The sequence below is a fragment of the uncultured Microbacterium sp. genome (genome assembly GCF_964244775.1).
Taxonomy (GTDB): domain Bacteria; phylum Actinomycetota; class Actinomycetes; order Actinomycetales; family Microbacteriaceae; genus Microbacterium.
This window is the reverse complement of record NZ_CAXTJR010000001.1, coordinates 1,010,551-1,024,713: the sequence shown is the minus strand read 5'-3', so window position 1 is coordinate 1,024,713 and position 14,163 is coordinate 1,010,551. Positions and strand designations below refer to the sequence as shown.

Annotated in this window: 13 protein-coding genes; 12 read left to right on the top strand and 1 reads right to left on the bottom strand. The window is 68.8% G+C overall.

The genetic code is table 11. From position 1 onward, the window contains the following. The first annotated feature begins 56 nt into the window (after positions 1–56). The 9 genes from murC (at position 57) to ACFE6Z_RS04915 (ending at position 7,634) form a co-directional block, all read left to right on the top strand. A complete protein-coding gene (gene murC, locus ACFE6Z_RS04955; protein WP_375384553.1) occupies positions 57–1,472 on the top strand; it encodes a UDP-N-acetylmuramate--L-alanine ligase in 1,416 nt (471 codons plus the stop codon). A 6-nt stretch (positions 1,473–1,478) separates the two neighbouring features. Next, positions 1,479–2,456, top strand: a complete 978-nt coding sequence (locus ACFE6Z_RS04950; RefSeq protein WP_375384552.1) for an FtsQ-type POTRA domain-containing protein — start codon at positions 1,479–1,481, stop codon at positions 2,454–2,456. Between the two features lie 191 nt (positions 2,457–2,647). After that, a complete protein-coding gene (gene ftsZ / locus ACFE6Z_RS04945) occupies positions 2,648–3,802 on the top strand; it encodes a cell division protein FtsZ (RefSeq protein WP_375384551.1) in 1,155 nt (384 codons plus the stop codon). A 23-nt stretch (positions 3,803–3,825) separates the two neighbouring features. Next, on the top strand, positions 3,826–4,542 hold the full coding sequence (locus ACFE6Z_RS04940; protein ID WP_375384550.1) for a YggS family pyridoxal phosphate-dependent enzyme: 717 nt from the start codon (positions 3,826–3,828) through the stop codon (positions 4,540–4,542). A gap of 31 nt (positions 4,543–4,573) precedes the next feature. Next, complete coding sequence (locus tag ACFE6Z_RS04935; protein WP_375384549.1) at positions 4,574–5,035, top strand: cell division protein SepF; 462 nt, start codon at positions 4,574–4,576, stop codon at positions 5,033–5,035. A gap of 4 nt (positions 5,036–5,039) precedes the next feature. Continuing rightward, the gene (locus ACFE6Z_RS04930) at positions 5,040–5,336 is read left to right on the top strand and encodes a YggT family protein (protein ID WP_375384548.1); all 297 of its coding nucleotides are present in this window, start codon (positions 5,040–5,042) and stop codon (positions 5,334–5,336) included. Positions 5,337–5,470: 134 nt separating this feature from the next. Beyond that, positions 5,471–6,079 carry a DivIVA domain-containing protein gene (locus tag ACFE6Z_RS04925; RefSeq protein ID WP_375384547.1) on the top strand — a complete coding sequence of 203 codons (609 nt, stop codon included), beginning with the start codon at positions 5,471–5,473 and terminating at the stop codon, positions 6,077–6,079. A 69-nt stretch (positions 6,080–6,148) separates the two neighbouring features. Then, positions 6,149–6,712: a signal peptidase II gene (gene lspA / locus ACFE6Z_RS04920; protein ID WP_375384660.1), complete on the top strand. Its 564-nt coding sequence runs from the start codon at positions 6,149–6,151 to the stop codon at positions 6,710–6,712. Position 6,713: 1 nt separating this feature from the next. Continuing rightward, positions 6,714–7,634, top strand: a complete 921-nt coding sequence (locus tag ACFE6Z_RS04915; protein WP_375384546.1) for an RluA family pseudouridine synthase — start codon at positions 6,714–6,716, stop codon at positions 7,632–7,634. A 10-nt stretch (positions 7,635–7,644) separates the two neighbouring features. Here ACFE6Z_RS04915 and ACFE6Z_RS04910 read toward each other — a convergent pair whose 3' ends face one another. Then, entirely contained in the window at positions 7,645–8,124 is a 480-nt protein-coding gene (locus ACFE6Z_RS04910) for an NUDIX domain-containing protein (RefSeq protein ID WP_375384545.1), read from the bottom strand. Between the two features lie 135 nt (positions 8,125–8,259). On the opposite strand from ACFE6Z_RS04910, the gene dnaE reads away from it, so the two are divergent. From dnaE to hisD, 3 genes are all read left to right on the top strand, one after another. Next, positions 8,260–11,730 (top strand): DNA polymerase III subunit alpha, encoded by a 3,471-nt coding sequence (gene dnaE, locus ACFE6Z_RS04905; RefSeq protein ID WP_375384659.1) that lies wholly within the window; start codon positions 8,260–8,262, stop codon positions 11,728–11,730. A 67-nt stretch (positions 11,731–11,797) separates the two neighbouring features. Next, positions 11,798–12,817 (top strand): hypothetical protein, encoded by a 1,020-nt coding sequence (locus ACFE6Z_RS04900; protein ID WP_375384544.1) that lies wholly within the window; start codon positions 11,798–11,800, stop codon positions 12,815–12,817. Between the two features lie 40 nt (positions 12,818–12,857). After that, entirely contained in the window at positions 12,858–14,159 is a 1,302-nt protein-coding gene (gene hisD, locus ACFE6Z_RS04895) for a histidinol dehydrogenase (protein ID WP_375384543.1), read from the top strand. The last annotated feature ends 4 nt before the right edge of the window (positions 14,160–14,163 follow it).

The following is a 14,163-nucleotide window of genomic DNA, read 5'->3' as shown; positions in this document are numbered from 1 at the left end:
GGCCCTCAGCGCGCCGGAGCCCTCGCCGCACCGCTCCAACTTAGGATTGACGGGTCATGATCAGACCCGACCTCAGCCTTCCTCTGCCCGAGAACATCGAGGCCGCGCACTTCATCGGCATCGGCGGCTCCGGGATGTCGGGGCTCGCGCGCATGTTCCTCGCGCGCGGCATCAGGGTGTCGGGATCCGATCGCGCCGACAGCGCGGGCCTGCGTCAGCTGGCCGAGCTCGGGGCGCGCGTGTACGTCGGTCACGACGCCGCGAATCTCGGCGACGCCGACACCGTCATCCACACCGGCGCGATCTGGCCCGAGAACCCCGAGTTCGTCACCGCGAAAGAGCGTGGGATGCCGGTCATCCACCGCTCCCAGGCCCTGCACTGGCTGATCGGCGGGCGCCGGCTGGTGTCGATCGCCGGTGCGCACGGCAAGACGACCTCGACGGGGATGATCGTCACCGCGCTTCGGGCGCTGGGCGCCGATCCGTCATTCGTGAACGGCGGCGTCATCGCGCAGCTCGGCGTCTCGAGTGCGAGCGGCGCCGACGAACTCTTCGTGATCGAGGCGGACGAGTCCGACGGCACGTTCCTCCTCTACGACACGTCGGTGGCGCTCATCACGAATGTCGACCCCGATCATCTCGACCACTACGGCACCGACGACGCCTTCGTCGACGCGTTCGCACGCTTCGCCGACGAGGCGCGCGATGCCGTGGTGATCTCGGCCGACGACCCCGGCGCTGCGCAGGTCGCCGCGCGGCTGTCGCACCCTAACGTCCGCACCTTCGGAACGGCGGATGCTGCTGACGTGCGCGTGCACGACATCCATACCGACGGCGGCGCGGGGTTCACGATCACGGCGGGCGCAGCATCCGTCGAGGCACGCCTCTCGATCCCCGGCGCGCACAACGCGATCAACGCCGCAGGAGCCGTCGCCGTGCTCCTCACGCTAGGTTACGAACTCGAGCCCGCCGTGCGGGCCGTCGAGGGCTTCGAGGGCACGGCACGCCGCTTCGAGCTGCGCGGCGTCGAGCGCGAAGTCAGCGTCTACGACGACTATGCGCACCACCCGACCGAGGTCGCCGCCGCTCTCGTGGCCGCCCGCACCGTGATCGGAGACGGCCGGATCATCGCGCTGCACCAGCCGCACACGTATTCGCGCACGCAGCAGATGGCGGGGGAGTTCGCCGCGGTGCTCGAGGAGCTCGCCGATCACACGGTCGTGCTGGATGTCTACGGCGCGCGCGAGGATCCGATCCCCGGCGTCACCGGCGAGCTCGTGAGCTCGGCGTTCGATGATCCCGGGCACGTCCACTTCGTCGCCGACTGGCAGGAGGCCGCGGACTACACCGCATCGGTGGCGGTCCCCGGCGACTTCGTGATCACCCTGGGCTGCGGCAACGTGAATCTGATCATCCCGCAGGTGCTCGACGCGCTCGAGCGCTCGAGCGCCTCCGTTCGCGCCGGGGGGTAGCGCCCGATGCGTCGGCCCTCTCCGCTGCCCATACCGCCTCCCGCACCGGATCCGGGCCGGCAGCCCCCGCCTGCGACCGTCACGGATGAGGATGCCGCGACTGACGGCGTCGCGACCGACTCGGTCGATCACGCTGCAACGGCCGCCGGGGGAGTGCTGACCGCGCTCCGCGCACCCGCCCCCCGCACAGCCGCGCTCCCGGTGAGCACCGAGCCCGACCCGCCCCTGAGCCTGCGCGACGTGTGGCGCGCCTCCCGCGCGCGCCGCAAGGCCCTCAGGGCGGAGGTGCGCCGGTTTACCGGGCGCCAGCGTCGGCGGCGCGCGATCTGGATCGGCTCCGCTTCGGCGATGGCCGTGCTGATCCTCGCGACCCTCGGTGCGGCCTACAGCCCGCTGTTCGCCGTCGAGGAGATCCGCGTCGTCGGCACCTCGCAGCTCGACCCGCAGGCTGTGCAGGACGCGCTGAGCAGCCAGCTGGGCACGCCGCTACCGCGCGTCGACCAGAGTGCGGTGAAGGCAGCGCTGATCGGCTTCCCGCTCGTGGAGACCTACACGCTCGAGGCACGGCCCCCGCACGAGCTGATCGTGCGGATCGTGGAGCGCACTCCGGTGGGAGTCGTCCAGACGCGTGCCGGGTTCAGCGTGGTCGATGCGGCGGGGGTCGCACTGTCCACGAGTGCGGCGATGCCCGCGGGCCTGCCCCTGCTGACGATCACCGGGGGCACCGATGCGCCCGCGTTCGCTGCGGCGGGCCGCGTCCTTCGGGCCCTGCCCGACGCGATCAGAGCGCAGGTCACGGCCGTGACCGCGTCCAGCCCCGACGATGTCACCCTCACGCTCGGTGGGACCACCCAGGTCGTGTGGGGTAACGCCGACGACTCGGCACTGAAGGCCGTCGTCCTCGAGACGACGATACGCGCGCGGCCACCGGCATCCGTGAGCCTTTACGACGTCTCGTCGCCGCACGCAATCGTCGTCCGCTGAAGACTCTCAACCTCGGGTCGAAGTGACTTCCGCGCACAGAATCGCGACACGCCGCGATTCTCCGGGCGGCGCCTCGTCCGCCGCATACTTTCGACTCAGGAATTGCATACTCGGCGACACTCTACACCTCTAGTTGAGGTTGAAGGTTCGATGGAGGGTATGACACGAGTTCGGACACAACGGAGGACGGCATGAGCCAGAACCAGAACTACCTCGCCGTGATCAAGGTCGTCGGTGTGGGTGGCGGCGGCGTCAACGCCGTCAACCGCATGATCGACCTCGGCCTCCGGGGTGTCGAGTTCATCGCGATCAACACCGACGCGCAGGCGCTGCTGATGAGCGACGCCGACGTCAAGCTCGACGTCGGCCGCGAGCTCACCCGCGGCCTCGGTGCCGGCGCAGACCCCGAGGTGGGCCGCCGCGCCGCCGACGACCACGCCGAAGAGATCGAAGAGGCCCTGCGCGGTGCCGACATGGTCTTCGTCACCGCCGGCGAGGGAGGTGGCACCGGCACGGGCGGCGCGCCTGTCGTCGCCAAGATCGCGAAGTCGATCGGCGCCCTCACGATCGGCGTCGTCACCAAGCCGTTCTCGTTCGAAGGCCGCCGCCGGCAGAGCCAGGCCGAGGCGGGTGTCGCGAAGCTCAAGGAAGAGGTCGACACCCTCATCGTCGTCCCGAACGACCGGCTGCTAGAGATCAGCGACCGCGGCATCTCGATGATCGAGGCGTTCGCCACGGCTGACCAGGTGCTCCTGGCCGGTGTCCAGGGCATCACCGACCTCATCACGACGCCGGGTCTCATCAACCTCGACTTCGCAGACGTCAAGTCGGTCATGCAGGGTGCCGGCTCGGCTCTGATGGGCATCGGCTCCGCCCGCGGGGCCGACCGCGCGATCAAGGCTGCCGAGCTCGCGGTCGAATCCCCCCTGCTCGAGGCCTCGATCGAGGGTGCGCACGGCGTGCTGCTGTCGATCCAGGGAGGATCGAACCTCGGCATCTTCGAGATCAACGACGCCGCGCAGCTCGTCAAGGAGGCGGCACACCCTGAGGCGAACATCATCTTCGGCACCGTGATCGACGACACGCTGGGCGACGAGGTGCGCGTGACCGTGATCGCCGCAGGCTTCGACGGTGGCGAGCCCTCGCTGCGCATCGACCCGGTGACGGCCGCCCGCGCCGCATCGGCGCCCCTCGTCCCCGTCATCCCGGCGGCGGACGCGGCGCGCGAGCTCGATGCCGAGACCGCATCGAAGGAATCGGTGCCGGTCGGTGCGGCGTTGCCCGATTCTAGCTACGACTCGGCCTTCGGCGACGACGATCTCGACATCCCCGACTTCCTGAAGTAGCCGTCGCAGCCCACGGAGACCGCGTGGTCGACTCCGATCCCTCACTCACCGCTCGCCTCGGCGATGTCAATGCCCGCATCGACGACGCCGCACGGCGCTCCGGTCGCGATCCCGTTGACCTCACGCGGATCGTGGTGACGAAATTCCATCCTGCGTCGCTCGTCGAACAGCTTTCCGCGCTCGGTGTGCGCGACGTCGGTGAGAACCGGCAGCAGGAGCTCTCGAGCAAAGCAGCGGAACTGCGGCACGTGCTCGAGGCGCCACTGCGCTGGCACTTCATCGGGCAGGCGCAGGCCAATAAGGCGCGCGCGATCAGGGCCGCCGCATCCGTCGTGCATTCGATCGATCGGGAGCGCATCGCCGACGCCTTCGAGGCGGCAGGCACCGCGGACGACGCAGAAGCTCCACCGCTTCTGGACGTGCTCATCCAAGTGAACCTGACAGACGATCCGGCGCGCGGAGGGGTCCGCCCGGATGGCCTGGAGGCGCTCGCGGAGCATGTGAGCGGATGCCGCACCCTGCGCCTGCGCGGCGTCATGGCCGTCGCACCGCTCGACGAAGAGCCGGCGGCTGCGTTCGCGCGCCTGGCCGAGTACTCCAGGCGCCTGCGCGCCGTGGCACCCGGCGCGGAGTGGATCTCGGCCGGGATGACGGCCGACTTCCCCGAGGCGATCTCATGCGGCGCGACACACCTGCGGATCGGCTCGGCAATCACGGGCCCGAGGCCCGCCCGCGACTAATCTCGAAACAGACGCTCGAACGGAGGATCCGATGTCGAACCCACTCAAAAAGACCATGGTGTACCTGGGCCTCGCAGACGAGGAAGAGGTGTACGAAGAGCCTGTTGCGCAGCCCACCGGGCGACGCGCGCAGGCGGTCGAGAAGGTGGCCGCACCGGTCGTGCCGCTGCATCGTCCCACAGTGGTGCGCCAGCCCGCGCCCGCGATGATCAGCGAGATCCTGACCGTGCACCCGAAGCAGTATCGCGATGCACAGGTCATCGCCGAGAACTTCCGCGACGGCATCCCGGTCATCATCAATCTGTCTCAGATGAGCGACGCCGACGCGCGCCGTCTCATCGACTTCGCCAGCGGCCTCTCACTCGGCCTTTACGGGCGCATCGAGCGGGTGACCAGCAAGGTCTTCCTGCTTTCGCCCGAGAACGTCGCGGTATCGGGCGAGGGTGCCGTCGCGCAGGCCGACCCCGAGTCGGTCCCGTTCGCGCAGCACTGACCAGGTGAACCTCGTCAGCGTTGTCGCTCAGATCCTCAACGCGCTGATCCTGATCTTCGTTCTGGTCCTGCTGGTGCGCCTCATCCTCGACTGGGTCCCGATGTTCAATCGGGACTGGCGTCCCCGGGGCGCGGGGCTCGTGGTCGCCGAGATCGTCTACACGGTGACCGATCCGCCCATCAAGCTCCTGCGCCGTCTCATCCCGCCGCTCCGTGTGGGCGCGATCGCGATCGACTTCGCCTTCGCGATCACGATGCTGCTGTGCTTCGTGCTCCTCGGCATCACACGGGCCTTCATCTGAGTCGGATCCGCGTGTGACGCGGTCTCTCGCGACCTCAAAGTCGGGCGACTATGCTTGCGTGGTACGGTCGCCCGGAACGGGTCGATCAGCCCGGACATCGGTCCTCGACCTGAACTCTCGAAAGAGGAAACACCATGGCATTGACCCCGGATGACGTAGTCACCAAGCAGTTCCAGCACGTCCGCTTCAAGGAGGGCTTCGACCCCGACGAGGTCGACGACTTCCTCGACGAGATCGTCGTCGAGTGGCGCAAGACGATCGCCGAGAACGACGAGCTCAAGGCGAAGGTGGCCGCGCTCGAGTCCGGGAGTGCCGCTCCGGCAGCCGCTCCCGCTCCCGCCGCCATCGAGGCCGCCCCGGTTGCCGCCGCCGCGCCCGAGCAGAACGCGCCGGCCCTCGAGTCGGCTACCGCGCCGGCTGCCGCGAGCGCCGGCATCATCGAGCTCGCTCAGCGCCTGCACGACGAGCACGTCGCCGAGGGTATCGCCCAGCGCGACCAGCTCATCTCCGAAGCGCAGTCCCAGGCGACATCGATCGTCGCCGAGGCCGAAGCGCGCGGACGCGAAGAGCTCGAGCGCCTCAACAAGGAGCGCGGCACCCTCGAGGCCCGCATCACCGAGCTCCGCAACTTCGAGCGCGACTACCGCACCCAGCTGCGCAGCTGGATGGAGGGCAAGCTCCGCGATCTCGAGACGACCTCGACGACCTCCGGTGCCACGCCGGTCTCGGCTATCGGCCTCTAGGCCGGCTCTTTGACACGCCGAGCCCCCCTTCGAGCGGCGGCGGCCGGCACCATCATCGCGGTTCTCGCGATCCTGGTGCTGGCCGCCGACCAGTTGTCCAAGCATTTCGCGATCCAGAATCTTCCCCCCGAACAGCCGGTCCACATTCTGGGCGACTTCCTGATCTTCTATCTGATCCGCAACTCGGGTGCGGCGTTCTCGCTCGGCGAGGACGTCACGTGGATCTTCTCGCTGGCCCTTGCGGCAGTGGCGATCGCCATCATCTGGCTGATGATCACGCGCGTGCGCTCCCGGGCGTGGGCGATCGTGCTCGGCCTGCTGCTGGGCGGCGTGCTGGGCAACCTCTCCGACCGCCTGTTGCGTGCACCGGGCTTCGGCGTCGGTCACGTGGTGGACTTCATCAACACGCCGTGGATGATGCCCGCCATCTACAACGTGGCCGACATGTTCATCGTCACCATGATGATCGGCGTCGCGGTCCTCGTCTTCACCGGCCTGCGTTTCGACGGAACCCGCGAGTCGCGCGCCACGGCTGAGGGGGCCCGGGCTGAGGAGGCCCCGGCTGAGGAGGCCTCGCCCGACGCCGCCGCACCCGACGAGGCCCCAGCCTCCGCAGACCCCGCGAAGGACTGACGTGGAGTCCCGCGGACTCCCCGTGCCCGACGGGCTCGACGGGGTGAGAGTGGATGCTGCGCTCGCCAAGATGCTCGGATTCTCGCGCACGTTCGCGGCCGAGGTCGCGGACGCGGGTGATGTGAGCATGGACGGGCGTGCGCTCTCCAAGTCCGATCGCCTGCGCAGCGGCGCCTGGATCGAGGTGTCGTGGGAACCCAAGCGCGACCCCGAGATCGTGCCGATCGCGGTGCCCGGACTCGGGATCGTGTACGACGACGACGACATCGTGGTGGTCGACAAACCCCCCGGCGTCGCCGCTCATCCGAGCCTCGGGTGGGAGGGGCCTACCGTGCTCGGGGCCCTCGCCGCGGCGGGCTTCCGGATCGCCACGACAGGCGCGGCAGAGCGCCAAGGCGTCGTGCATCGCCTCGATGTCGGCACGAGCGGGCTGATGGTCGTCGCGAAGTCAGAGAACGCGTACACCGCGCTCAAGCGCGCGTTCAAGGAGCGTGAGGTGGAGAAGATCTACCACGCGGTCGTGCAGGGGCACCCCGATCCGCTCGCCGGCACGATCGACGCGCCGATCGGCCGCCATCCGACGCACTCGTGGAAGTTCGCCGTCACGCCCACGGGCAAGGATTCGGTGACGCACTACGAGACCCTGGAGGCGTTTCCCGGCGCATCATTGCTCGAGATCCATCTGGAGACGGGGCGTACGCACCAGATCCGCGTCCACATGGCGGCGCATCGACATCCGTGCGTCGGCGATCCGCTCTACGGAGCCGACCCCACGCTGTCGGACCGGCTGGGCCTGACGCGGCAGTGGCTGCACGCCCACCGACTCGCCTTCGCCCACCCGGCGACGGGCGACCGGGTCGAATTCGCCTCGCCCTATCCCGCCGACCTGGCGCACGCGCTCGAGGTGCTGCGCGCCGACTGACCGCCGGACCTTAGCGGCCGCCCTCGAACGCCGCCGGGCCGTCTGCCAGCGCATGGGCGATCCGGGCGCGCATCTCGTCGTCGAGGCGATCGAGGCCGTCGAGTTCGTCCAGCGCGTACCACCCGACATCCGTCATCTCTCCGTCGGCGGGGTAGGGCTCGCCCTGCACCCACGAGCAGCGGAAGGTGATGTCGAGGTAGTCGCTCTGGTCGCCGTTCTCGTAGACGACCCGGGGGATCACGTGGGTCCAGGCGAGCCGGTCGACGCGGACCACGACACCCGCCTCTTCGAGCGCTTCTCGCGCTGCGGCATCCGCCGGCTCCTCACGCGGGTCGATGATCCCGGTGATCGGGGTCAGCGCGCCGTTGTCGCTGCGACTGCCGAGCAGCACCGTGCCCTCGCGCACGATCACCGCGGTCACTCCCGCGATCCACAGCGGCGTGTGCCCGACGTGGCGTCGGAGTTCGAGGATGAATTCGGGGGTCGCCATGCCTCCACCGTAGAGGCGCGCACCTCGGCCGGCCGACGATCCGCGCGCCCGGGTCCGGGTGTCTGCGATGGCGGGTAGCCTCGATCCGTGGCATCCGACTCCTTCGTTCACCTGCACGTGCACAGCGAGTACTCGATGCTCGACGGCGCTGCCCGCGTGGGCCCGCTCGTGCAGGAGGCGGTGCGCCAGGGCATGCCCGCGATCGCCGTCACCGACCATGGCAACACGTTCGCCGCGTACGAGTTCTACAAGACCGCGAAGGACGCCGGCATCAAGCCGATCATCGGCATCGAGGCCTACGTCACCCCGGGCACGCACCGCAGCGACAAGGCACGCGTGCGGTGGGGCACGCCGGAGCAGAACAGCGACGACGTCTCGGGTTCGGGCGCCTACACGCACATGACCCTGCTGTCGGAGACGACCGAGGGCATGCACAACCTGTTCCGCCTGTCGTCCAAGGCGAGCATCGAGGGGTACTACTTCAAGCCGCGGATGGACCGCGAACTGCTCCAGACGTACGCGGCCGGCCTCATCGCGACGACGGGGTGCCCATCGGGTGAGGTGCAGACGCGCCTGCGGCTCGGTCAGTACGACGCCGCGCGCGCTGCGGCGGCCGAGTTCCAAGACATCTTCGGCAAGGACAACTACTTCGCCGAGATCATGGACCACGGGCTCAGCATCGAGCGTCGCGTGATGACCGACCTCCTGGAGATTTCGAAAGACCTCGGCATCCCGCTCGTCGGCACGAACGACCTGCACTACACGCACCAGCACGACGCGCAGAGTCACGCGGCGCTCCTGTGCGTGCAGTCGGCATCGACCCTCGACGACCCGAAGCGGTTCAAGTTCGACGGCGACGGGTACTACGTCAAGACCCCGGCCGAGATGCGCCAGATCTTCCGTGGCAACCTCGAGGCGTGCGATAACACGCTGCTCATCGCGGAGCGGTGCGAGGTCGAATTCAACACGAGCGCCAACTACATGCCGCGCTTCCCCGTGCCCGACGGCGAGACCGAGGAATCGTGGTTCGTGAAAGAGGTCGAGACCGGCCTGCAGAAGCGCTACCCCGGGGGCATCTCGACCGAAGTGCGCGCGCAGGCGGTATACGAGACCCAGGTGATCACCGAGATGGGGTTCCCGGGATACTTCCTCGTCGTCGCCGACTTCATCAACTGGGCCAAGGACAACGGCATCCGCGTCGGGCCGGGTCGCGGTTCGGGTGCCGGCTCGATGGCCGCGTACGCCATGGGCATCACCGACCTCGACCCGCTGCAGCATGGCCTGATCTTCGAGCGGTTCCTCAACCCCGACCGCGTCTCGATGCCCGACTTCGACGTCGACTTCGACGACCGTCGCCGCGGCGAAGTGATCCAGTACGTCACCGACAAGTACGGTGACGCGCGCGTCGCCCAGATCGTCACGTACGGCACGATCAAGGCCAAGCAGGCGCTCAAAGACGCCGGTCGCGTACTCGGCTTCCCGTTCAGCATGGGTGAGAAGCTCACCAAGGCGATGCCGCCTGCGGTGATGGGCAAGGACATGCCGCTGGAGGGCATGTTCGATAAGGCTCACCCGCGCTTCAAGGAGGCGTCCGAGTTCCGGATGCTCATCGAGACGGACCCCGAGGCCAAGACAGTCTTCGACACCGCCGTCGGACTCGAGAACCTCAAGCGCCAGTGGGGCGTGCACGCGGCCGGCGTGATCATGTCGAGCGAACCGCTGATCGACATCATCCCGATCATGAAGCGCGAGCAGGACGGCCAGATCGTCACGCAGTTCGACTATCCGTCGTGCGAGGCGCTCGGCCTGATCAAGATGGACTTCCTCGGGCTGCGCAACCTCACGATCATCAACGACGCCCTCGACAACATCGCGGCCAACCGGGGGATCCCGCTCGTCCTGGAAGAGCTCGCCCTCGACGACATGCCCGCGTACGAGCTGCTGTCGCGCGGCGATACGCTCGGCGTGTTCCAGCTCGACGGCGGCCCGATGCGGTCGCTGCTTCGCCTCATGAAGCCCGACAACTTCGAAGACATCTCGGCCGTGATCGCCCTGTACCGACCCGGGCCCATGGGGGCAAACTCGCACATCAACTACGCGTTGCGCAAGACCGGCCAACAAGAGATCACGCCCATCCACCCCGAACTGGAAGAGCCGCTCGCCGAGATCCTCAGCACCAGCTACGGCCTGATCATCTATCAGGAGCAGGTGATGGCGATCGCGCAGAAGGTGGCCGGCTTCACCCTCGGGCAGGCCGACATCCTGCGGCGCGCGATGGGAAAGAAGAAGAAGTCCGAGCTCGACAAGCAGTACGAGGGCTTCGAAGCGGGAATGCACGCGAACGGCTATTCGGATGCTGCGGTCAAGACCCTGTGGGACATCCTGCTGCCGTTCTCGGACTATGCCTTCAACAAGGCGCACTCAGCCGCCTACGGACTCATCGCGTACTGGACGGCCTACCTCAAGGCGCACTATCCCGCCGAATACATGGCTGCCTTGCTGACCAGCGTCGGCGATGCCAAGGACAAGCTCGCCGTGTACCTGAACGAGTGCCGCCGCATGGGGATCAAGGTGCTCCCCCCCGATGTGGGCGAGTCGATCAAGTACTTCGCGGCCGTCTCCGACGACATCCGCTTCGGGCTGGGCGCGGTGCGCAACGTCGGTTCGAACGTGGTCGAGTCGATCGTCGAGGCACGGGCCGACGAACGATTCACGTCGTTCCACGACTTCCTCGACAAGGTCCCGACGAACGTCGCGAACAAGCGCACGGTCGAATCGCTCATCAAGGCAGGCGCTTTCGATTCGCTGGGGGCGACCCGGCGTGCGCTCATGGAGATCCACGAAGACGCGACAGAGGCCGCGGTCGAGATCAAGCGCAAGGCCGCGACCGGAGCGATCGGGTTCGACTTCGACAGCCTGTACGACGAGACCGAAGAGGTCGTCCCGGTGAAGGTGCCCGAACGCCCCGAGTGGACGAAGAAAGACAAGCTGGCGTTCGAGCGCGAGATGCTGGGGCTCTACGTGTCCGACCACCCGCTGGCGGGACTCGAGATCCCGCTCGCGAAGCACTCATCCACGAGCATCCACGACCTGCTGTCGTCTGAGGACGTGAGCGATGGCGACCAGGTCACCGTCGCGGGGCTCGTCACGAGCGTGCAGCATCGGGTGGCCAAGCAGAGCGGCAACCCGTACGGCATGATCACGATCGAAGACTTCAACGGCGAGGTGACGGTCATGTTCATGGGCCGCACGTACACCGAGTTCGCCTCCTCCCTCGTCGGCGATTCGATCCTCGTCGTGCGCGGACGCGTGTCGCGGCGTGACGACGGTCTCAACCTGCACGCGCAGTCGGCGTTCACGCCGGATCTGGGCGCGGTGGACGCCTCCGGACCGCTGGTGCTCGTCATGCCCGAGCGGCGTGCGAGCGAGACTCTGGTGGCCGAACTGCTCCAGACCCTCCAGCGACACAGGGGCGACACCGAGGTCACCGTGAAGCTGCACTCCGGGTCGACCTCCAAGGTGTTCGACGTGCCGCACCCGGTGCGCGTGACCGCCGACCTGTACGGCGAGCTGAAGGGGCTGCTGGGGCCGCAGTGCCTCGGCTGACACCTGACGCGCAAAGCCCTCGCGGGTAGTATCGGACATCGTGCGCGATGGCGCCCGAGCCGGAAGGATGATCGTGACCGACGAACAACTGGACCAGGACACCACTCCCGAATCGACCGCACTCGGGGTGGACTCGCGGCAGGTGGATGAGAGCGCGCCGCCGCAGTACGGGGTCGGGCCGTTCTCGGTCCGCGAGGTCGCGCTCCTCGGCATCTGGGTCATCGCCTTCATCGTGTCGTTCTTCTCGGTGACGACGCTCCGGTTCGATTCCGTGTGGACGTCAGGGCTGCTCTGGATCCTCACGATCGCCGTCCCGACGGCCGCCGTGTTCCTGATCGTGCTGCGCCGCCTCTCGCCCGACGGCATCCGGCGGGTGGGTTCGCTCGGCATCGACCAGTTCGCCTCGGTCGCCTTCTCGGTGTCGGCGGTGCTGTGGGTCCAGCTGCTCTGGGAGACCGTCGCGATCGTCGTCGCGGGCGGCCCCTGGGTGCGTTCCTGGGTCATGTGGGTCGAGCTCGTGCTCATGCTGGCCGGCGTGGTCCTCACCGTGTTCGGGTCGGTCATCCCGCCGTTCGAGGAGGACTTCCAGGATCGCCGAGAGGTTCCCGCGCACCGCAACGCCCGCCCGATTCGTCCTGTGACAGCCCGACCGGCCCGCGCTCCGCGGCCCGCGGCGGCTCCTGCCCACGACGGCTCCGCATACGACGCTTCCGCGTACGGCGCGGCTCCCGCCGGTGCGGCCGAATCCGACACGATCGCCATCGACCGCTCGGTCGACGCGCGCACCGGTGCCCCGTTCGACCAGGCCGTCGCCGGTGCGGACGAGCAGTGGACCCCTGCATCGACGCGCGGCACCTACGAGCCGGTCTACGGGACCGAGCCGCAGCCGACCGTGAGCCACCAGGCATTCTGGGCGCTCTCTCCGGTCGAACGCGATGTCGTCGACGAGCAGGGCGCCCCGCTGTTCCGGGTGGGGCCCACCGCGTGGGCGCTCGTGATCGAAGACCGCGGATCCTCGTTCGTCGTCCGTCATGAAGACGGCACCGTCGGATTCCTCCACGACGTGTCGGGGGTCACGCGAGGCTGACGCCGACCGGGGCCCTCCGCCGGACCGGTACCCTGGACGGATGCTTCGCACGATCGATCTGCGCGGTCGCGGCCTGTCTCCGGCCGAGCTGCTCGCCACCGTTCCCCGCGCCACCGCCGCGCGCGAGGAGGCTCTCAGCACCGCCGCGGCGCTGGTCTCCGATGTGGCGAGCGAGGGCGAGGCGGCGCTCCGCGCCCAAGCCGAACGTTTCGACGGCGTGAGCGGTCACGCCATCCGGGTGCCCGCTGCGCATCTCGACGAGGCGCTTGGCGGGCTGGATCCCGTCGTCCGCGAAGCGCTGGAGGAGGCGATCCGGCGTGTGCGGACAGCATCCGCCGCTCAGGTTCCTCCATCGGTCGTGACCGAGCTCGAGCCGGGCGCGCGCGTCGTGCAGCGCTGGCAGCCCGTCCGGCGTGTGGGTGTCTACGTGCCGGGCGGCAAGGCCGTCTACCCGTCCAGCGTCGTGATGAACGTCGTACCCGCCCAGGTGGCCGGTGTCGCGCAGATCGCGCTCGCGTCTCCTCCGCAGCGGGCGTTCGACGGTCGCGTGCACCCCGTGATCCTCGCCGCAGCCCGGCTGCTCGACGTGGACGAGGTGTACGCGATGGGCGGCGCGGGAGCCATCGGCGCGTTCGCCCACGGGGTCGAGGCGATCGGACTCGAAGGCGTCGACGTGGTCACCGGACCGGGGAACAACTTCGTCGCGGCCGCCAAGCGCGCCGTCGCGGGTCTGGTGGGAACGGATGCCGAGGCCGGCGCCACCGAGATCCTCATCGTCGCCGACGATAGCGCCGACGCGCGCCTGGTCGCGGCCGATCTGATCAGCCAGGCAGAGCACGACGAGCAGGCGGCGGCGGTGCTCGTGACCGCGTCGGTCGCGCTGGCCGACGAGGTCGCGCGCGCAACCGCCGTGCGCGCCCCGTTGACGCGGCACGCCGAGCGGGTGGCCGCTGCGCTCTCGGGTCCGCAGTCGGCGATCGTGCTCGTCGACGATCTCGCCGCGGCGACTGCGTTCAGCAACGCCTATGCCCCCGAGCACCTCGAACTGCACCTCGACCAGCCCCGCCCCGAAGACTTCGTGCACGCCGGGGCCGTGTTCGTCGGCGAGAACTCGCCGGTGAGCCTCGGCGACTACCTCGCCGGCAGCAACCACGTGCTCCCGACCGGGGGGCAGGCCAGGTACTCGTCGGGTCTCTCGGCGTCGACCTTCCTGCGGCCGCAGCAGATCATCGAGTACGACAGGGCCGCGCTGGCGGCGGTGCGCGACCGGATCGTCGCGCTGGCGAACGCGGAGGCGCTGCCCGCGCACGGCGAGGCCGTCCAGGCCCGCTTCGACGCCTGACCCG

Coding starts and splice junctions, on each gene's coding strand:
- murC (WP_375384553.1), top strand. CDS start 57: ATGATCAGACCCGACCTCAGCCTTCCTCTGCCCGAGAACATCGAGGCC.
- ACFE6Z_RS04950 (WP_375384552.1), top strand. CDS start 1,479: ATGCGTCGGCCCTCTCCGCTGCCCATACCGCCTCCCGCACCGGATCCG.
- ftsZ (WP_375384551.1), top strand. CDS start 2,648: ATGAGCCAGAACCAGAACTACCTCGCCGTGATCAAGGTCGTCGGTGTG.
- ACFE6Z_RS04935 (WP_375384549.1), top strand. CDS start 4,574: ATGTCGAACCCACTCAAAAAGACCATGGTGTACCTGGGCCTCGCAGAC.
- ACFE6Z_RS04925 (WP_375384547.1), top strand. CDS start 5,471: ATGGCATTGACCCCGGATGACGTAGTCACCAAGCAGTTCCAGCACGTC.
- ACFE6Z_RS04910 (WP_375384545.1), bottom strand. CDS start 8,124: ATGGCGACCCCCGAATTCATCCTCGAACTCCGACGCCACGTCGGGCAC.
- dnaE (WP_375384659.1), top strand. CDS start 8,260: ATGCTCGACGGCGCTGCCCGCGTGGGCCCGCTCGTGCAGGAGGCGGTG.
- ACFE6Z_RS04900 (WP_375384544.1), top strand. CDS start 11,798: ATGATCGTGACCGACGAACAACTGGACCAGGACACCACTCCCGAATCG.
- hisD (WP_375384543.1), top strand. CDS start 12,858: ATGCTTCGCACGATCGATCTGCGCGGTCGCGGCCTGTCTCCGGCCGAG.